The sequence below is a fragment of the Streptomyces sp. XH2 genome (assembly GCF_049725035.1).
Classification (GTDB): domain Bacteria; phylum Actinomycetota; class Actinomycetes; order Streptomycetales; family Streptomycetaceae; genus Streptomyces; species Streptomyces roseoverticillatus.
Genome location: NZ_JBMMMZ010000017.1, coordinates 212939 through 231735, shown reverse-complemented (window position 1 = coordinate 231735; position 18797 = coordinate 212939). Strand labels below are relative to the sequence as shown.

General features: G+C 75.5%; 19 protein-coding genes. 15 read left to right on the top strand and 4 right to left on the bottom strand.

Going from position 1 to position 18797, the window contains the following annotated elements; all coding sequences use genetic code 11:
• Positions 1 to 2: 2 nt before the first annotated feature.
• A complete protein-coding gene (locus tag ACOTKD_RS32525) occupies positions 3 to 971 on the bottom strand; it encodes a DUF979 domain-containing protein (RefSeq protein WP_424892580.1) in 969 nt (322 codons plus the stop codon).
• Positions 968 to 1675 (bottom strand): DUF969 domain-containing protein, encoded by a 708-nt coding sequence (locus tag ACOTKD_RS32520; protein WP_424892579.1) that lies wholly within the window; start codon positions 1673 to 1675, stop codon positions 968 to 970. The genes ACOTKD_RS32525 and ACOTKD_RS32520 overlap by 4 nt, the downstream gene beginning before the upstream one ends.
• 126 nt (positions 1676 to 1801) lie before the next feature.
• Here ACOTKD_RS32520 and ACOTKD_RS32515 point away from each other — a divergent pair, with 126 nt between their 5' ends.
• The 4 genes from ACOTKD_RS32515 to ACOTKD_RS32500 all read left to right on the top strand — a co-directional run bounded on the left by ACOTKD_RS32515 (position 1802) and on the right by ACOTKD_RS32500 (position 4843).
• Positions 1802 to 2455, top strand: a complete 654-nt coding sequence (locus ACOTKD_RS32515; RefSeq protein ID WP_424892578.1) for a GntR family transcriptional regulator — start codon at positions 1802 to 1804, stop codon at positions 2453 to 2455.
• Complete coding sequence (locus ACOTKD_RS32510) at positions 2452 to 3225, top strand: LamB/YcsF family protein (protein WP_424892577.1); 774 nt, start codon at positions 2452 to 2454, stop codon at positions 3223 to 3225. Before ACOTKD_RS32515 ends, ACOTKD_RS32510 begins: the two co-directional genes overlap by 4 nt.
• Positions 3222 to 3851, top strand: a complete 630-nt coding sequence (locus tag ACOTKD_RS32505) for a 5-oxoprolinase subunit B family protein (RefSeq protein ID WP_424892576.1) — start codon at positions 3222 to 3224, stop codon at positions 3849 to 3851. The genes ACOTKD_RS32510 and ACOTKD_RS32505 overlap by 4 nt, the downstream gene beginning before the upstream one ends.
• A gap of 86 nt (positions 3852 to 3937) precedes the next feature.
• Positions 3938 to 4843: a biotin-dependent carboxyltransferase family protein gene (locus ACOTKD_RS32500; protein ID WP_424892575.1), complete on the top strand. Its 906-nt coding sequence runs from the start codon at positions 3938 to 3940 to the stop codon at positions 4841 to 4843.
• 81 nt (positions 4844 to 4924) lie between these two features.
• On the opposite strand, the gene ACOTKD_RS32495 is transcribed toward ACOTKD_RS32500, so the two are convergent.
• Complete coding sequence (locus ACOTKD_RS32495; protein WP_424892574.1) at positions 4925 to 5080, bottom strand: hypothetical protein; 156 nt, start codon at positions 5078 to 5080, stop codon at positions 4925 to 4927.
• A gap of 197 nt (positions 5081 to 5277) precedes the next feature.
• On the opposite strand from ACOTKD_RS32495, the gene ACOTKD_RS32490 reads away from it, so the two are divergent.
• The 5 genes from ACOTKD_RS32490 to ACOTKD_RS32470 all read left to right on the top strand — a co-directional run bounded on the left by ACOTKD_RS32490 (position 5278) and on the right by ACOTKD_RS32470 (position 10918).
• On the top strand, positions 5278 to 5709 hold the full coding sequence (locus ACOTKD_RS32490; RefSeq protein ID WP_424892573.1) for an SPW repeat protein: 432 nt from the start codon (positions 5278 to 5280) through the stop codon (positions 5707 to 5709).
• A 238-nt stretch (positions 5710 to 5947) separates the two neighbouring features.
• Entirely contained in the window at positions 5948 to 7399 is a 1452-nt protein-coding gene (locus ACOTKD_RS32485; RefSeq protein WP_424892572.1) for a cytochrome P450, read from the top strand.
• The gene (locus tag ACOTKD_RS32480) at positions 7396 to 8781 is read left to right on the top strand and encodes a hypothetical protein (protein ID WP_424892571.1); all 1386 of its coding nucleotides are present in this window, start codon (positions 7396 to 7398) and stop codon (positions 8779 to 8781) included. The genes ACOTKD_RS32485 and ACOTKD_RS32480 overlap by 4 nt, the downstream gene beginning before the upstream one ends.
• Positions 8782 to 8837: 56 nt before the next feature.
• Positions 8838 to 10613 carry a peroxidase family protein gene (locus tag ACOTKD_RS32475; protein ID WP_424892570.1) on the top strand — a complete coding sequence of 592 codons (1776 nt, stop codon included), beginning with the start codon at positions 8838 to 8840 and terminating at the stop codon, positions 10611 to 10613.
• Positions 10613 to 10918, top strand: a complete 306-nt coding sequence (locus ACOTKD_RS32470; RefSeq protein ID WP_424892569.1) for a hypothetical protein — start codon at positions 10613 to 10615, stop codon at positions 10916 to 10918. Before ACOTKD_RS32475 ends, ACOTKD_RS32470 begins: the two co-directional genes overlap by 1 nt.
• A 253-nt stretch (positions 10919 to 11171) precedes the next feature.
• Here ACOTKD_RS32470 and ACOTKD_RS32465 read toward each other — a convergent pair whose 3' ends face one another.
• Positions 11172 to 11609 carry a hypothetical protein gene (locus tag ACOTKD_RS32465; protein ID WP_424892568.1) on the bottom strand — a complete coding sequence of 146 codons (438 nt, stop codon included), beginning with the start codon at positions 11607 to 11609 and terminating at the stop codon, positions 11172 to 11174.
• A 172-nt stretch (positions 11610 to 11781) separates the two neighbouring features.
• Here ACOTKD_RS32465 and ACOTKD_RS32460 point away from each other — a divergent pair, with 172 nt between their 5' ends.
• The 6 genes from ACOTKD_RS32460 to ACOTKD_RS32435 all read left to right on the top strand — a co-directional run bounded on the left by ACOTKD_RS32460 (position 11782) and on the right by ACOTKD_RS32435 (position 18782).
• A complete protein-coding gene (locus ACOTKD_RS32460) occupies positions 11782 to 12465 on the top strand; it encodes a response regulator transcription factor (RefSeq protein ID WP_424892567.1) in 684 nt (227 codons plus the stop codon).
• A 498-nt stretch (positions 12466 to 12963) separates the two neighbouring features.
• Entirely contained in the window at positions 12964 to 14010 is a 1047-nt protein-coding gene (locus tag ACOTKD_RS32455; RefSeq protein ID WP_424892566.1) for a sensor histidine kinase, read from the top strand.
• A gap of 62 nt (positions 14011 to 14072) precedes the next feature.
• Entirely contained in the window at positions 14073 to 15455 is a 1383-nt protein-coding gene (locus ACOTKD_RS32450; protein WP_424892609.1) for an FtsW/RodA/SpoVE family cell cycle protein, read from the top strand.
• Between the two features lie 131 nt (positions 15456 to 15586).
• Entirely contained in the window at positions 15587 to 16777 is a 1191-nt protein-coding gene (locus tag ACOTKD_RS32445) for a cytochrome P450 (protein ID WP_424892565.1), read from the top strand.
• Positions 16771 to 17034, top strand: coding sequence for a ferredoxin (locus tag ACOTKD_RS32440; protein WP_424892564.1), 264 nt, complete (start codon positions 16771 to 16773; stop codon positions 17032 to 17034). The genes ACOTKD_RS32445 and ACOTKD_RS32440 overlap by 7 nt, the downstream gene beginning before the upstream one ends.
• A gap of 107 nt (positions 17035 to 17141) precedes the next feature.
• Positions 17142 to 18782 (top strand): carboxylesterase/lipase family protein, encoded by a 1641-nt coding sequence (locus ACOTKD_RS32435; protein ID WP_424892563.1) that lies wholly within the window; start codon positions 17142 to 17144, stop codon positions 18780 to 18782.
• Positions 18783 to 18797 lie beyond the last annotated feature (15 nt).

Genomic DNA, 18797 nt, shown 5'->3' with positions numbered 1-18797 from the left:
CGTCAGACGGCGAAGAAGTACATGATGGCGATGTTGCAGCCGAGCAGGGCGACGGCTGTGGGCAGCTGGGCCTTGATGGGCCCGTACTGGTCCTTCAGTTCGAGGAGCGCGGCCGGGACGATGTTGTAGTTGGCGGCCATGGGCGTCACGAGCGTGCCGCAGAAGCCGGCGAGCATGCCGACGGCGAGGACGGCCGGGGCGTTGCCGCCCTCCTGGACGACGAGGACGGGCCAGCCGACGGCGGCGGTCATGACGGGGAAGGCGGCGAAGCCGTTCCCCATGACGACGGTGAAGAGGAACATGCCGGCGCAGTAGACGACGACGGCGAGGAAGAGGGAGCCGTCGGGCAGCACGGCGGTGGTGATCCGGCGGACCTGGTCGCCGACGCCGGCGACGGAGAAGAGGGAGCCGAGCGTGGCGAGGAGCTGGGGCAGCAGCATGGCCCAGCCCATCGACTCCAGCATGGACCGCCCGGCGTGCACGGGGGTCGAAAGCCGCTTCTCGCGCAGCATCACCATGCCCACGACGAGGGCGACGACGGCCCCGATGCCCAGGCCGAGGATGGTCTCGCTGCCCTTCTGGAGGACGGGTTCGCCGTCCATGGAGAGCTTCTTGACGCCGACCGCGCAGACGAGGGCGACGACGGGGATGGTGAGGGCGGGGACGAACAGGCGGCTCCCCCACCGCGCCGCGCGCGCCTCCCGCTGCCCGGGCGTGGCGGCGGTGCCCTTGCCGCGGCCGGTGAAGCCGAAGCCCGCGAGGCAGACCATGACGAGGACGGCCGCGCCGAGCGGCTCGGCCGGGGCGGACTTGTCGGCGACCCAGGTGCCGTAGACGAAGCCGAGCCCGAGCAGGCCCCAGAAGGCGGCGGTGCCGACGCGCTTGGGGTTGGTGCGGTCGGTGAGCATCTGCGCGGCCATCACCAGGAAGATGCCGCCGACGAGCCAGTAGAACCACTCCGCCTTGATCACTTGACGGTCTCCCCGAGTTCGGCGGTGCGGCCGGCCCGGGGGGCCGCCCCGGACAGCTGACGGTCGAGCCGCAGCAGCCGCCAGCCGTGGACGGCGAGCGCGCACAGGGCCGTGGGGATCGCCCAGAGCGCGAGCTGCAGCGGTTCGAGGTGCGTGTGGTAGGTGGTGTTGACGAAGCCGGTGATCAGCAGGATCGAGCCGACGGCCAGGAAGACGTCCTCGCCGAAGAACAGCCCGACGTTGTCCGCGCTCGCCGCGAAGGAGCGCACCTTCTCGCGGGCCTTCTCGCCCAGCGGCCCGTGGCGGCGCTCGGCGGCACCCTCGGCCATGGGCGCGGCGAGCGGCCGGACGGTCTGGGCGTGCCCGAAGACGTTGTTGAGGCCGACGGCGGCGGCGATCTGGCGCAGCAGGAGGTAGAGCGCGAGGAAGCGGCCCGCGGTGAGCCCGGCGAAGCGGGTGATCAGGCGGCGGGCCTGTTCCTGGAGGCCGTGGTGTTCGAGCAGGCCGATGACGGGCAGCGTGATCACGAAGATCGTCACCGAGCGGCTGGAGGCGAACCCGGTGCCGAAGGCGGCCAGGACGCGCTGGGGGGAGAGGCCGCCGAGGAGGCCCGTGACGATGCCGGCGGCGCCGACCACCAGCAGAGGGTTGCGTCTCGTGGCGAAGCCGAGCACGACCACGACGACGCCCAGGAGAACGATCATGCGCTCCGCCTTCCGGGGTCCCGGACGGCCCTCACCCGATCGGGTGAGGGGATTGGCGAGGAGGCTAAGATATTGTTCAACAATTCTCAATAGGTGTGGGCGATCAACAAGTACTTGGGGATGCCGATGACCTTGTCCACCGCACAGCGCGTCGCGGGCGTGCTCCGCGACCGCATCGAGGGCGGCGCCCTGCCGCCCGGCACCCGGCTCTCGGAAGAGGCCCTCGGCCGGGACCTCGGGGTCTCGCGCAACACGCTGCGCGAGGCGTTCCGCCTGCTGATCCACGAGAGCCTCGTCGTGCACCGGCTCAACCGCGGGGTCTTCGTCCGCGTCGTCGACCCCGCCGACGTCACCGACATCTACCGCGTGCGCGCCGCACTGGAGTGCGCCGGCGTCCGGGCCGCGGCCGGGGCCGGACGGCCGCTGCGCGAGGCCGTGACCGCGGCGGTGGACGAGGCCGAGCGCGCCGCCTCCGGGGGCGACTGGCAGGAGGTCGGCTCGGCCGACCTGCGCTTCCACCGGGCGCTCGCCGCCCTGTCCGGCAGCCCGCGCATCGACGCCGCGATGGACCGGCTGCTGGCCGAACTGCGCCTGGCCTTCCACGCGATGCCCTCGGCGCACCGCTTCCACGAGCCGTTCCTGGCGCGCAACCGCGCCCTCGCGAGGCTCCTGGAGGACGGCGACTACGCGACGGCGGAGCGCGAGCTGACCACTTATCTGGACGACGCCCTGGAGCTCATACTGGGCGCCCTGCGGGAGCGGGAAGAGGAGAACGCATGATCGCCCACGGCACCGCCGTGCTCGACCTCAACGCCGATCTCGGGGAGGGTTTCGGGCGCTGGCCCCTGACCGACGACGACGCCCTGCTGTCGGTCGTGACCAGCGCGAACGTCGCGTGCGGCTTCCACGCCGGCGACCCCTCCACCATGCGGCAGGTCTGCGAGCGGGCCGCCGAGCGCGGCGTGCGCATCGGCGCCCAGGTCTCCTACCGCGACCTGGCCGGCTTCGGGCGGCGCGCCATGGACGTGCCCCCGGACGAGCTCGCCGACGAGATCACCTATCAGGTCGGCGCGCTGCGCGTCTTCGCGCGGGCGGCCGGCACGGACGTCACCTACGTCAAGCCGCACGGCGCGCTCTACAACCGCACGGTCGCCGACGCCGAGCAGGCCGCGGCCGTCGTCGCCGGAGTGGTGCGCGCGGGCGGGGCCCTGCCCGTCCTGGGCCTGCCGGGCTCGCGGCTGCACGAGGCCGCCGCGCAGGCCGGACTGCCGGTGGTCGGCGAGGCGTTCGCCGACCGCGCGTACACGGCCGCGGGCACGCTCGTGCCGCGCCGGACCCCCGGCGCGGTCGTCCCCGACCCGGATGCCGTCATCGCCCGCTCCGTACGGATGGCCCGGGATGCCGCCGTCACCGCCCTGACGGGCGAGGAGGTCGCCGTACGGGCCCGCTCCCTGTGCCTCCACGGGGACACGCCCGGTGCCGCGGACCTCGCCCGGCGGGTGCGCGCCGCGCTGGAGGCCGCGGGCGTCCGCCTGGAGGCCTTCGCATGACCACGCCCCGCGCCCGTGCCCTGCGCGTCGGCCCGCACGCCCTGCTCGTCGAGGTCGCCGGCGGCGAGGAGGCCCAGGCGCTCCACACCGAACTGCTGCGCCGCCGGGCCGCCGGGACCCTGCCGGCGGTGACCGAGATCGTGCCCGCGGCGCGCACCGTCCTCCTCGACGGCCTGGCCGACCCGCAGGCCCTCGCCGCCGACATCGCGCACTGGGACCTCCCGCCGCTCACGGCCGCCGACGGCGATCCCGTCGTCCTCCCCGTCCGCTACGACGGGGCCGACCTCGCCGAGGTGGCCGCCCTGTGGGGGGTCGCCGCGGACGAGGTGGCAGCGATCCACTCCGGTCTCGAATTCCGCGTCGCCTTCTGCGGCTTCGCCCCCGGCTTCGGCTATCTGACCGGCCTCCCGGCTCACCTGCACGTGCCGCGCCGGGCCACGCCCCGCACCGCGGTGCCCGCCGGCGCGGTCGGCCTGGCCGGCCCGTACACCGGCGTCTACCCCCGCTCCTCCCCCGGCGGCTGGCAGCTCATCGGACGCACGGACGCGGTCCTGTGGGACGCGGGACGGGAACCGGCGGCGCTGCTGGCCCCCGGCACCCGCGTACGTTTCGAGGTGAGCTCATGACCGGATCCGGACCGGACAGCCGAGCGCCCGGAACGGGCGGCCGTACGTCCGAAGCGGACGGCCGAGCGCCCGGATCGGACGACCGCGTGTCCGAAACGGACGGCCGGGCGACCGGAGCGGGCAGCGGCGCGCCCGCCCTGACCGTCGTCCGGCCCGGCGCCCTGACGACCGTGCAGGACCTCGGCCGGCCCGGCCACGCGCACCTGGGCGTCGGCCGCTCCGGCGCCCTGGACCGGCCCGCGCACGCGCTCGCCAACCGCCTCGCCGGCAACCCCGCGGGCCACGCCGCGCTGGAGACCACCGTCGACGGCTGCGCCGTGCGCGCCTCGGCGGCCGTGACCGTCGCGGTGACCGGCGCGCCCTGCCCGGTGCGGGTCGACGGCCGCCCCGTGGCGTGGGGCGCCGCGGTGCGGGTGCCGGCGGGCGCCGTGCTCGACGTGGGCCGGGCCGCCTCCGGGCTGCGCAGTTACGTGGCGTTCGCGGGCGGTCTCGCCGTACCGCCCGTCCTCGGCAGCCGCTCCCGCGACCTGTTGTCGGGCCTCGGACCCGAGCCCCTCGCCGCGGGTGCGGTCCTGCCGCTCGGTGCGCCCTGCGGGCCGCCCGCGCACGCCGACGCCGTGCCGTGGGCGGGCCCGCCCGTCGGCGAGCTGGTGCTCCCGGTCGTCCTCGGCCCGCGCGACGACTGGTTCACGCCCGCCGCGCTGCACACGCTGGCCCGCCGCGCCTTCCGCGTGGCGGCCGCGAGCAACCGGATCGGCCTGCGGACCGAGGGACCGGCCCTGGAGCGCGCCGCGGACGGCGAGCTCCCGAGCGAGGGCATGGCCCTGGGAGCCGTCCAAGTCCCCCCGGACGGCCGCCCCGTCGTCTTCCTCGCCGACCACCCGACGACCGGCGGCTACCCGGTCGTGGGCGTCGTCCCCGAGGCGGAACTGGCCGCCGCGGCCCAGGCCGTGCCCGGTACGCCGGGGGGGTTCGGGCCCGTACGGGGCTGAGGCCGCCGCGCGTCCCGGCCGCGACCGGCCCCGGGTCAGTCGCCGACCGGCCCCGGGGCCGGTCGGCGGGCGGTCCCGGGGTCAGTCGAGGCCGCGGATGATGTGCGACTCGGCATCGGGGTCCTCGCCGGTCCGGTCCGGCGTCTCACTCTGGACCGGACGGCGGGCCCGTGCGGTCTCCTCCCGGGCCTCGCCCCGGTGCTGCATCCGCTCGCCCTGTCCCTTGAGCTGTTCCACGGCCGCCTCCTCGTAGTGCCGAGCCTTCGCCTGCCCCCGGAAACCGACTGCCCGGGTTCCCCCAGGGTGACGGGATGAAACCGGGCCCCAACACAGGGGAAATCGCCAGATATGACGACCTCCATTCAGGTGAAAATCCGTCCAATCAGGTTAAAATGCAGGCAGGTCAGACCTGACACGGAAAGAAGGTGGCCGACGTGACCGCCCCTACGTCGCCCCGGATAGACCAGCACCCGGACATCCTGGCGCTCCGCGCCCACTCCGAAGCGGCGACGAGCACCCCCGTCGCCCAGGCCGTCGAGGCGCTCGCCCTCCTCTGCGGCGTCTACCTGGCCGCCTCGCCGTGGATTGTGGGCTTCAGCGGCGCTTCCACTCTTGCCATCCACAATGTGATCGTGGGTGCAGCCTTCGCTTGCCTGGTCGGTGGTTTCGGCCCCGCCTACGAGCGCACCCACGCGATGAGCTGGGCGGCCCTCTGCCTCGGCGCCTGGACGATCATTTCGCCCTGGGTCGTCTCCGGTCACGCGTTCATCACGGCCGCGGTCGTCAGCAATGTCATCACCGGAGCGGTGGCATGCCTGGTGGCCCTCGCCCTGGCACGCATGGGGATGGCGAGGTCACGACGCTGACCGCCACCCGTCCCGAAAAAGTCCGAATCTCGCCGTTCCGCGGTTCTCGCTGTTCCCACGCCCGCCGTTGCTGTTGCCGTGACCGTCCGACCGGGACGGCCGGCAACGGCAACGGCAATCACCGCTTTCACCCTCAGGGATGAAAACTCGGGTGATCTTCCTACCCGATGACTCCACCGGACCTGAAGTGGCAATGCTCCCCTCTCACTGATCACTTCAACCTCACGAGGTCCGACGCATGACGATCGCGCCCGGGGTCGGCACGGGCCGGGGGACGGCACTGCCCGCCGCATCCGCGGGAGAGAACCTCCGGCTCACCCTCACCTACTTCCTCCCCAACTACCTCAAAGGCGTGTTCCGGTCCCGGCCCCGGATCGCCGCGCTCGTCGCACGGGCGGACACCGCCCGCCGCGCCCCGGAGACCATGCGCCGGCTGCGGCGGCGGCACGGCCGCGGCCCCGTCATGGTGCGCGGCGCCGCCGGCCCCACCCTGCTCGTGCTCGACGCCGACGACGCCCGGCAGGTGCTGTCCGGCCCGGTCGCGGTCTACGCGGTCGACACCTGGGAGAAGGTGAGCGGGTTCGCCCCCGTCCAGCCCGAGACCCTCGTGGCCTCGCACGGCCGGCAGCGGATCGTGCGCCGGCTGTTCAACGACGCGGTCCTGGACGCCGGTTGCCCGGTGCACCGGCTCGCCGACCGCTTCCTGCGCGTCACCGGCGAGGAGGCCGCCGCCCTGCTGGGCCCCGGGGCCGTGGCCGGGCTGCGCCCGGAGGCCCTGCGGGAGGGCTTGGAGCGCGTGGGCCGGCGCTGCTTCCTGGGCGAAGCGGCCGCCGACGACGAGGAGTTCTCCCGGCTGCTCGGCGAACTCCTCGCCGAGGCCAACTGGATGGGCGCCCGCCGCTGGCGCGCCGGCCGCACCCGCCGGCTGCGCCGCAGAATGATGCAGCGGCAGGCGAGATATCTGTACGAAGCGGATCCGCGCAGCCTGGCCGGTCTGTTCGCCGCCGCGCCCCGGGGCCCCGAGACCGCTCCGGAGTGCCAGGTCAGCCACTGGTTCATGGCCCTCGGCGCGCTGACCGCGGTGACGGTGCAGACGCTCGCGCTGCTCGCCACGCACCCGCGCCACCACGAGCGCGTCATGGAGGAGATCCGCGCGGCGGACCGCACCCACGGCCCCCGCACGGTCCCCGGCTTCCTCGGCATGCCCTACCTGCGCGCCTGCGTGCAGGAGGCGGCCCGGCTGTGGCCCCCGGTCACCGGCCTCGCGCGCCGGACCACGGGCGAGACCCGCTGGCGGGACGCGGTCGCGCCGGGCGGGGTCAACGTCCTCGTGCCGGCCGCCTTCCACGCCCGCGACGGCGAACGCCTCGACTACGCACACCGGTTCGCGCCCGAGAAGTGGCTGGACGGCACCGCGGAGCGCGACTGGGCGGTCGCCCCGTTCAGCCGCGGCGAAGCCCAGTGCAGCGGCATGGAGCTCGCCCTGCAGCTGGCCACCGGGTTCGTCGCCGAGCTGCTGCGCGGCGGCGAGCTCGCCGTCGCCGGGGTCCGGCTCGGCCCCGGCCGGCCGCTCCCGCACACCTTCGACACCTCGCGGCTGCGGATCGGGATCCGCGCCCCCCGGACGACGGAAGCCGGCACGGCGGAAGCCCGGGTCACGCAGTCCCGCACGCCGGAGGAGGGCGCATGACGGCCGCAAGCACCCCGGGACCCCGGGGCACCACGGGAACCGGCCCGGAGGACGCGGCGGCCGCGGAGCGGCTCGCCGCCGTGGCCCGCGAGCTGGCCGGGGCCGCCGGGGCGGTCCGTGCGGCGGGACGGGCGGTCACGGCCGTCGCGAGCGACCCCGCGCTGCTCGCCTCGCTCGGCCGCTCGCCCCGCCGCGGCCTGCTGGCCGCGGGCGCCCTGGCCCGCGGCCTCACCGACCCCGCCGGGCTCGGCCACGCCCCGGACGGCGGGCGGGCCGGGCGCGCCGCCCGGATCGCCGGCGTGGCGGCCCGCCGCGGGAGCCTCGCCACCGACCTCGCGGCCACCGCGCTGCGGCTGCGGATCCGGCTGTGCGCGACCCGGCACGCCGAGTACGGGGCCGAGAGCGCTGTCCGGCGCATGCTCGTGGCCGTCGAGGCGGGCCTTCCCGCCCTGGCCCTGCGCATCCTCAGGGAGGACGTCCGCGTCCGCAGCGCCGGGCACGCCCTGGCCGCGCTCGCCCCGTCCTGGGAGGAGGTGACGGCGTGGCACGCCCTGACCGACGGCAATCCGTTCAACGACGCGGCGGCCTGGCACACCGTCACGGGCACGCGGGCGGCGAGCACCCTCCCGTCCGTCCCCCGCTCCCGCGGCGCCCGTCTCTTCGCGGAGCCGCCGGAGATCGCGTTCCCGGACGGCCTGGACGACGGCGGCGGCATCTCCGCCCACCTGCGCAACCTGGCGGCCCTGGGCCCCGGCAGGATGCTCACCCAGCAGGTCACGGGCCCGGACGGCACCACCCGGTGCCTGGTGCTCCTGCCCGGCCCGAAGTTCGTCCCGCCGCGCACCGCCTCCCCCGAGGGGCTGGTGGCGGCCGTCGCCGCACTCGGCCGCGGCGGCTCCCCGTACACCCTGGCCGTCCGCGACGCCCTCCGCCGGACGGTGCCCGACGGGATGCCGGTCGCGCTCGTCGGCCACGGCCTGGGCGGGGTGACGGCCCTGCACCTGGCCGGCGGCCCGGGGCGGACCGGCCGGGCCGTCGAGCTCGTCGTCACGGCCGGGTCCCCCACCGGCTCCGGGCGGCTGCCCGCTCCCCGCGCCCGCGTCGCCGGGCTGGCCGAGGAGCACGACCTGATGCCCCGTCTGGAGGGCTGCGGCCCGGCCCCGGTCCTGCCCCCGGGCCGGCTGGAGCTCGCCTGGACGGATCCCTCCTACGACGTCCCGCGGTGCCTCGGCGCGGAGGCGTACGCCCAGAGCCTCGACAAGACCGCCACCGAGGCCCGCGACCGGGTGGACGAGCTGCTCGCCCCCTACCGGGGCCGGGCCGGGAAGACCGTCGTCCACCGCCTCCCCGGCGGCCGGGCCGGTACGCCCGAACGCCCGTGACCCCTTCCGCACCCACCTCTGCGCACACCCTCTGCAACCCTCACGGAGACCTGTCGATGACGCCGGTACCGCGCCGCCGCGAGTGGCACGACCTCCCCTTCCCCCTCGCGCTGCTGGAGCTCAGAAGACAGCGGCAAGCGCTGCGGGCGCACAACCTGTACGACACCTACGGGGCCGGCGGGGAGCGCCCCCGCACGCCCGTCGCCGACCTCCTCCCCCACCGCAGCTACGACGGCTCCGGCTACGACCCGGGGGACGCCGACATGGGCCGCGCGGGCACCCGCTTCGACCGCAACTGCCCTCTGCCGGAGACCCACCCCGAGCCCGAGGACGACGGGCTGCTCTCACCCAGCCCCCGCGAGGTCAGCCGGCAGCTGCTGCGCCGCCGCTCCGGCTTCCGCCCGGCGACCGGGCTCAACCTGCTGGCCGCGGCCTGGATCCAGTTCCAGAACCACGGCTGGTTCAGCCACGGCGACAACAAGACCGACCAGCCGCTCGACGTGCCGCTCACCGCGGACGACGACTGGCCGCAGTGCCCGATGCTCGTGCGCCGCTCCCGCCCCGACCCCGTCCCCCGCACGGACACCACCCGGCCGCCCACGTACGAGAACACCGTCAGCCACTGGTGGGACGGCTCCCAGCTCTACGGGTCGAGCGAGGAGCGGTGCCGGGCCCTGCGCACGGGCGAGCGCGGGAAGCTCGCCCTCACGGACGGGCGGCTGCCCGACGAGACCGCGCCGGGGGTGTCCGGCATCGACCTCACCGGATTCAACGACAACTACTGGGTCGGGCTGTCCCTGCTGCACACGCTCTTCGCCAAGGAGCACAACGCCATCTGCGACCGGATCGCCGCCGCCCACCCCACCTGGGGCGACGAACGGCTCTTCCAGACGGCCCGGCTGGTGAACGCCGCCGTCATGGCCAAGATCCACACGGTCGAGTGGACCCCGGGGATCATCGCCCATCCGGTCACGCGGGCGGCCATGCACATGAACTGGTACGGGGTCCTGCCCGCGCGGGTGCGGCGCCGCGTCGGCCGGTTCGGCACCGGCGAGACGCTGTTCGGCATCCCCGGCTCCCCCACCGACCACCACACCGCGCCGTACTCGATGACGGAGGAGTTCGTCGCCGCGTACCGGCTGCACCCCCTGATCCGCGACGAGTACGCCGTCCACTCGCACCGCACGGGCGCGCTCGTCGAGCGGACCGGCTTCGACGACCTGCAGGCCCTGGCCACCCGGCCGGCCGTCGACAAGTTCGGCCTCTCCGACCTGCTGTACTCCTTCGGCATCATGAACCCCGGCGACATCACCCTGCACAACCACCCCGACTGCCTGCGCGACCTCCTCCGGATCTCCGGCGAGCACGTCGACGTCGGCGCGGTGGACGTGCTGCGCGACCGCGAGCGGGGCGTGCCCCGCTACACCGCCTTCCGGGCCGCGCTGCACCGCCCGCCCGTCTCCGGCTTCGAGGAGCTGACCGGCGGTGACGTGGGGCTCGCCGCCGAGCTGCGCGAGGTCTACGACGGTCGGCTGGACCGCGTCGACACCATGGTCGGCATGTACGCCGAGCGGCGGCCGCGGGGGTTCGCGTTCAGCGACACGGCGTTCCGGCTCTTCGTCCTGATGGCCTCCCGGCGGCTGAAGAGCGACCGCTTCTTCACCCGGGACTACCGCCCGGAGATCTACACGCCCGAGGGCATGGAGTGGATCGACCGCACCGGCATGACCGACGTGCTCCTGCGCCACCACCCGGAGCTGGCCCCGGCGCTGCAAGGGGTGCGCAACGCGTTCGCGCCCTGGCGGATGCTGCGGCCCGGGGGGATCCGGTGATGGGCGCCGGCGCGGAGCACGCGCCTTGGTCGCAGCCCGTCCGGGCGCAGGCCTGCTCGCTGCGGGAGCAGGCGGCCCGGCTGCGGTCGAGCGCCGAGGAGGTGGCGTCGCTGGGGGCGGAGGGCGCCGCGCTGCGCAAGCGGATGATCGCCCATGCGGACCGGGCCGAGACGGCCGCGCGGTCTTTGGAACGCGCGGCCGAGGCCCTGGCCCGGCACGAGGTGGTTCTGGCGGCCCTGGACCGCCGCTTGGAGGACGACGGCTTCAGCCCGCCGGGCGGACCGTCCCGGCCCCGGTGGCGGTAGCCCTGCCGGGCCGGCCGTGAGCGGGCGGACGGGAGCCGTCGGCGACCGGGCCGCCGCCCGGATTCCGCCGGACCCTCACCGTCGTGGTCGCGCGCCGTCGCGGCGGGGGTTCTTGCACTGTCGCAGGCATGTGAGCACCGTCGCCGCTGCGGCGGAGTGAGAGAGCGCCCCACGCCCTCCCCTCCGCCGTCGCGGCGAGCAACCGCCACGGTGGAGCCCGGCGGTGCCGACGCCGGGGCGGCCCGGCGAAGCCTCAGCGCGCGGCGAGCGCCTCGCGGGCGTACCAGCGTTCGTCGCGGAGCTCGGCCAGGCCCTGGTCCGCGAGGCCCTGGACGTGCTTCGTGACGGTGCGCGGCTGGTAGCCGGCGGCCGCGCACAGCTCTTCCAGGGAGGCTCCGGCGGCGCCGCACGTCCGCAGGCTCTCCCAGGTGCGCGCGGCGTGCCGGCCGAGCTCGGCGGCGGAGGCCGCGGGCCGCGTCTCCTGCTCCAGGGGCCGCTGCCGGGCCGCGGGCGCGACGGGCGCTGCCGGAGCGGCCGGCGCCGCCGGGGCGGCCGACCCGGCCGGCTGCGCGGCCATGGGCGCGACGGCCGCCTGCACGGCCGCCGCCATGGCGCGGGGGCGGGCCGCGCCGACCGGGCGCGGTGTGCGGTTGACCCTGCGGTGCCTGCGGCCCTTCTGGCGTTTGCTCATGGATGTACCACTGCTCCGTCCTGTGGCGGGGTGCGTTCTGCGTGCTCTCCCCCGGGTCAACCCGGCGGTCATCAGGCGGTTACGGCCCTTTCTCCGAGTGTGCGGGACATCACGCGCGAGCCCGGAAGGGCGCGCCGCAAGTGCTTCTGGTGGCATATGTGACGCTTGGGGCGTGCGCATTCTGATAGTGGAGGACGAGGCCGGGCTGGCCGACTCGCTGCGGCACGGCCTGGCCGCCGAGGGCCATCTGGTGGACGCCGTCCACGACGGCCACCGCGGCCTCACGGCGGCGCTCACCGGCGTGTACGACGTGATCGTCCTGGACGTGATGCTGCCGGGGCTGAGCGGCTACGAGATCTGCCGGCGGCTGCGCGGGCTCGGCCAGTGGACGCCGGTGCTGATGCTCACCGCCAAGGACGGCGAGTACGACGAGGCGGAGGGCCTGGACGCGGGGGCGGACGACTACCTGTCGAAGCCGTTCTCCTTCGTCGTGCTGCTCGCCCGGCTGCGCGCGCTGGGCCGCCGCCGCGGCCCCGGGGCGGCGCTCCCGCTGCGCGCCGGGGACCTCGTACTGGATCCCGCGGCGCGCCGCTGCCTGCGCGGCGGACAGGAGATCGAGCTGACCGCGCGCGAACTGTCGGTCCTGCGGTACCTGATGACGAACGCCGGGCAGGCGGTCGCCAAGCGGGACATCCTGGACGAGGTCTGGGACTTCCCCGGCGACACGGACCCGAACATCGTCGAGGTCTACGTCTCCTCGCTGCGCAGGAAGATCGACGCGCCGTTCGGCCGGCGCACGATCGTGACCGTGCACGGCACCGGCTACCGCATCGACCCGGGCGACGGATGCGCGTGACCCTGCCGCCGGCCCTGCCGCGCGGGGTGCGGCCGCCCCGTACGGTACGGGGCCGGTGCGCGGCAGCGGCGGCCCTGGCGATGGCCGTGGTCCTCGGCGTGGGCGGCACCTGGCTGTACACGGTGCTGCGCGCCAACCTGCTGGACACCACGACCGGCCGCACCGAGCTGGCCGCCCGCGAGGTGGCGGCGCAGGCGGACGCCGGGGAGCTGCCCGCGCTGCTGGCCTCGCCGCGCGCGGGCGTCGACATCGTGCTCGTCCTGGACGCGGGCGGGCGGGGGGGGGGGGGCCGGCCCCCCGCCCCCGCCGGCCCCCCCCCGGGGCGGGCCCGCGGCGGGCGGGGGCGGCGCCCCCCCCCGGCCGTCCGCGGAGGCCCTCGCCGAGGAGCTGGCGCCGATCCGTCCGGAGGCCGGCTCGGACGCCGCCCACCGCATCCTGTCCGGGGCCCGGGCGGCGGGCGGCGACCGCGGCCGGGCGCACGATCCGGACCGCGCCGACGTGGTGGCGGTGCGGGCCTCGGCGCCGCCGGGGCCGGGCGGGGAGCGGCACGAGCGGTACGTGTACGCGCTGACCGTCCTGAACGACGTCGACGGCGCCACGCACGCCGTCGCGGTCGGGCTCCTCGCGGGCGCGCCGCCGCTGATCGCCCTGGCCGCGGCCATCGCGTGGGCGGTGACGGGGCTGGCCCTGCGGCCGGTGACCACGATCCGCACGGAGCTGGCCGCCGTCACGGCGAGCGCGCTGGACCGGCGGGTGCCGGTGCCGGCGGCGGGCGACGAGGTGGCCCAGCTGGCCCGTACGGTCAACGCCACGCTGGACCGGCTGGAGCTCGCGGTCGGCCGGCAGCGGCAGTTCGTCGCGGACGCCTCGCACGAGCTGCGCAACCCGGTGGCCGCGGTGCGCTCCCGGCTGGAGGTCGCGCTGGCCTCGCCCGGCGGGCCGTCGCCGCAGGCCGTCCGCGCGGCGCTGGAGGACACCGTCCGGCTGCAGGGCGTGGCGGCGGACCTGCTGCTCCTGGCCCGGTTCGACGCGCGGGCGCCGATGGCCGCCGCGGAGCCGGCGGACCTCGCGCTGCTGGCGGCCGAGGAGGCGGCCCGCAGGCCGGCGGCCCGGGTGCCGGTGAGCGTGCGCGCCGGCACCCCGGTGCCGTTGCGCGGCCGGACGGGCCAGCTGGAGCGCCTGCTGGCGAACCTGGTCGACAACGCGCTGCGGCACGCCGCCTCCCGCGTGGTGATCTCCGCGTCGCTGGACGAGGCGGCGGGGCAGGCGGTGCTGGAGGTGGCCGACGACGGGCCGGGGATCCCGGAGGAGGAGCGCGAGCGGGTCTTCGAGCGGTTCGTGCGGCTGGATGCGGCGCGCACCCGGGAGAGCGGCGGGAGCGGGCTGGGCCTGGCGATCGCCCGGGAGATCGCGCGCGCCCACGGCGGGAGCCTGGAGGTGGCGCCGGGCGGGGAAGGGGCGCGGCTGGTGGCGCGGTTCCCGGTGCCGGGCTCCGCGCCGGGCGGGCCGGCGGGCCCCGCACCGAGCGGAATGCCCGATTCCTGAAAGTTCGTTCAGGATTCTCAGGTTTTCTTCAGCCCGGGCCGCCGATAGTGATCGGTGTGACCGTGGATTCCGTGCACCTCGACGGCAGTGACGAGCACCGCGTACGGGCGCGGGGCCCGTCGGCGGCGGCACGGCGGGGACGCGAGGCGCTGCTGCTCGGCCTGGCCGTGCTGATCAGCTGCTTCGGCTACGTGTACACGGGCCTTGCGACGGTGGACCGGATCCCGGACGGCTTCGCCGGGTTCACGGGCGCCATGCTGTGCCTCGCGCTGGTGCCGCACCTGGCCGCGCGCCGCTGGGCCCCGTACGCCGACCCGCTGATCCTTCCGCTGGCCGTGCTGCTGTCGGGCATCGGCCTGGTGCTGCTGTACCGGCTGGACTTCTCCTACAGCGCGCGCTACTCGTCGGATCCGACGGCCTCGGGCCAGCTGATGTGGACGGTCATCGGCGTGGGCCTGTGCGTGGGCGTGCTGATCGTCCTGCAGGACCACCGCAGGCTCCAGCGCTACATCTTCCTGACGATGGCCGTGGCGCTGGTGCTGCTGATGGCCCCGGCGTTCTTCCCCGGCGACACCTACGGCGCCAAGCGGTGGATCTTCATCGGCTCGCTGTCGTTCCAGCCGGGCGAGTTCGTCAAGACCATGATCGCGGTGTTCTTCGCGGGCTACCTGGTGATCCACCGGGACGCGCTGGCCCTCACGGGCCGCAAGGTGCTGGGGGTGCGGCTGCCGCCGGGCCGGCAGCTCGCGCCGATCCTGACGGTGTGGGTGCTGAGCCTGCTGGTGCTCGTCTTCGAGCGCGACCTGGGCACCTCGCTCATCTTCTTCGGGCTGTTCGTGGTGATGCTGTACGTGGCCACCGAGCGGTTCAGCTGGGTGCTGTGCGGGGTGCTGATGGCGGCGGCGGGCGCCGTCGTGGTGGGCTCGGCCGAGCCGCACGTCAAGGGCCGCATCGACGCCTGGCAGCACCCGTTCGCCGCGCTGCACAGTCAGAACGCCGGCTCGGACCAGCTCGCGAAGGCGCTGTTCGGCTTCGGCAGCGGCGGGGTGACCGGCACGGGCCTCGGCCAGGGCCATCCCGATCTGATCGGCTTCGCCGGCCGCAGCGACTTCATCCTCACCACGGTCGGCGAGGAGCTGGGCCTGGCCGGCACGATGGTCGTGCTGATGCTCTACGCGCTGCTGGCGCAGCGGGGCCTGAGCACGGCCGTGGCCCTGCGCGACCCGTTCGGGAAGCTGCTGGCGGTGGGGCTCTCGGCGGCCCTGGCCCTGCAGGTCTTCGTCGTGGCGGGCGGCGTGCTGGGCCTGATACCGCTGACCGGCAAGGCGCTGCCGTTCCTCGCCAAGAGCGGCTCCTCGCTCGTCGCCAACTGGCTGATGGTGGCACTGCTGATACGGATCAGCGACAGCGCGGGCCGGGCCCGCGCGGCGGGACCGGCCGGGTGACGCCTTGTTGACTGAGGCACCCATTTTTGCGGAGGCTTGAGGGGTCACCGCGGCCGCGGGCCGCGATGGTGCGGGGGAGCCAGGGAATCGCAGGAAGACCAGGCAGGAAAAGGCAGGAAAGAGGCGCCCGGATGTCCATCGCCCACGACGAGCCCACCGCCTATCCCTTCAACGACCCCGCCGGACTGGACCTGTCCGGCAAGTACGCGGAAGCGCGCAGCAGCGAGGGCCTGCTGCGCGTCCGCATGGAGTACGGCGAGCCCGCCTGGCTCGTCACCCGCTACGCCGACGCCCGGCTCGTCCTCGGCGACCGGAGGTTCAGCCGCGCCGAGGGCGTCCACCACGACGAGCCGCGGCGCGGCGAGGGGCCGCGCGACACCGGCCTGCTGAGCATGGACCCGCCCGACCACACCCGGCTGCGCACGCTGGTCACCAAGGCGTTCACCACGCCGCGGGTCGAGAAGCTGCGCCCGGACGTGCGCGCGCTCGCCGAGGGCCTGGTGGACGCGATGGTGGCGGCGGGCCCGCCCGCCGACCTGGTCGAGGACTACGCGCTGCCCATCCCCGTGGCGGTGATCTGCCGGCTGCTCGGGGTGCCGGTGGAGGACCGGCCGCGGTTCCGCAGGTGGAGCGACGCCGCGCTGACGACGAGTTCGCTCACCGCCGAGGAGAAGACGGCCAACCGGGACGAGCTGCGGGCCTACATGGCCGGGCTCGTCGAGGAGCACCGCGCGCACCCGGCCGACGACCTGATGACGGCGCTGATCGAGGCGCGCGACGTGGACGACCGGCTCTCCGAGCTGGAGCTGATCGACCTGTGCGTGGGCATCCTCGTCGCCGGCCACGAGACCACCGCGACCCAGGTCCCCAACTTCGTGCTCACCCTCTTCGGCCACCCCGGCGAGCTGCGGCGGCTGCACACCGACCCGGGCCTGCTGCCGGCCGCCGTCGAGGAGCTGATGCGCTTCGTCCCGCTGGGCGCGGGCGCGTCGTTCGCCCGCTACGCCCTGGAGGACGTCGAGGTGGGCGGGACGACGGTGCGCAAGGGCGACGCGCTGCTGGTGGCCGTCGGCGCGGCCAACCGGGACCCCGAGCGGTTCGCGGACCCGGAGAACTTCGACATCGGCCGCACGGGCAACCAGCACCTCGGTTTCGGCCACGGCGTGCACCACTGCCTCGGTGCGCCGCTGGCCCGGCTGGAGCTGCAGGAGGCGCTGCGGGCACTGGTCCTGCGGCTGCCGGGGCTCCGCCCGGCCGGTGACGTCGTCTGGAAGACGGGGATGCTGGTCCGCGGGCCGCGCTCGATGCCGGTGGCGTGGTGAGCCCCGTGGCGGACGCGGCGGCGGGAGCGGCGGCGGACGCGGCGGCGTGGCGGGTGACGGTGGACCGGAGCGCGTGCCTCGGCTCGGGGATCTGCGCGGCCCTCGCCCCGGAGTCGTTCCGGCTGGAGGACGAGCGGTCCCGGCCGCTGAGAGAGGCGGCGGGGCCCGACGAGGCGCTGCTGGACGCGGCGGACTCGTGCCCCGCGGCGGCCATCACCGTCACCGAGGGAACGGAGGTCATCGGGCCCCGGCCATGACGTGACGCGCGGTGATGGTGCGGTGCGGAGATACCTCCGGGCCGGGATGGGTACCTACCCCGGTGCCCGGGCCGACCGCGTGCCCGCCTGCCGAAAGGACATACGCAATGCAGCATGTCCGGATCCCGTACCGCAGAGGCGGGGCTCTGCTCGCCCTCCTCCTCGCGCTGTTGTCCGTCACCTCCGTGGCCGCCGCGGCGCCGCCGGGGCCGCGGACCCGCACGCCGGACGGGCCCGTCGTGGGCACCGACCACGGCCAGGTGCGCGGCAGATCGCACGGCACGTACACCACGTACGAGGGCATCCCGTACGCCGCGCCGCCGACCGGCCCGCTGCGGTGGCGCGCGCCGCAGCCCGCACGCCCCTGGGAGGGCGTGCGGGACGCGGGCGCGCCGGGCCCGAAGTGCCTGCAGCTGCCGGTGTTCGGCACCGGGTCCGTCACCGGCTCCGAGGACTGCCTGTACCTCAACGTCACCACGCCGACCGGCCGTGCCCCGGGCCGGGGCCGGCCCGTCATGGTGTGGGTGCACGGCGGCGGGTTCACCAGCGGCTCCGGCGGCGAGTACAACGCCGGGCGGATGGCCGCGCGCGGCGACGCCGTCGTCGTCACGCTCAACTACCGGCTGGGCGCCCTCGGTTTCTTCGGCCACCCGGAGCTCGGCGACGCGCCCGCCTTCGGCCTCGCCGACCAGCAGGCGGCCCTGCGCTGGGTGCAGGCCAACGCCGCCCGCTTCGGCGGCGACCCGCGCAACGTGACCCTGTTCGGCGAATCGGCGGGCGCCATGAGCACCTGCGCGCAGCTCACCTCGCCCACCGCCGCCGGCCTCTTCCACAAGGCCGTGCTCCAGAGCGGCTCGTGCACCACGGCGTTCCCCCGCGGCGCCATCGTTCCGGGCACGCCCGGCTCCGGGTTCTTCGAGCCGCAGAAGACCGTCCAGGACGCGGGTGCCGCGGCGGCCGCACGGCTCGGCTGCCCGGCGGGGCCCGGGGCGCTGGACTGCCTGCGCGGGCTGAGCGCGGAGAAGCTGATCACGCCCGAGTTGTCGCAGGCGTTCGGCAAGCCCGCCTACGGCAACGCCCTGCTGCCGGTGGCACCGGCCCGCGCGCTGGCGGCCGGCCGCTTCCACCGGGTGCCGGTGGTCCAGGGCACGACCAGTGACGAGATGCGGCTGTTCGTGGGGCTCAGCCTGGGCCAGTACCCGCTGCGGGACGAGCACGACTACCGGGCCCGGCTGACGGAGTCCTTCGGCGCGGCGGCGGGCGCCGTCGAGGCGGAGTACCCGCTGGGCAAGTACCCCACGCCCGCACTGGCCTGGTCCGCGGTGCTCACCGACACCACGTTCGTGTGCTCGGCGTTCCGGGCGGACAAGGCGATGGCCGGGCGCGTGCCCACGTACGCCTACGAGTTCGCCGACCGTGACGCGCCCGTCATGGACGGGATCGCCACCGTGCCCGGCTTCCCCTACGGCGCCTCGCACGCCTTCGAACTGGCCTACCTGTTCACCGGCTTCCCGCTCCAGAAGCCGCTGAACGAGGCCCAGGTCGCACTGTCGGACCGCATGATCGACTACTGGACGCGCTTCGCGCGCACCGGCGACCCGAACGCGCCCGGCGCCCCGCGCTGGCCGCTCTTCCGGGAGAGGGCCCCGCTCGCGCAGTCCCTCGCGCCGGGAGCGGACGGCATCCGGCCGGTCGGCTTCGGTGCCGCCCACCACTGCGCGTTCTGGGAGAAGCAGCAGCAGGGCTGAGCCGGACTGCGCGCC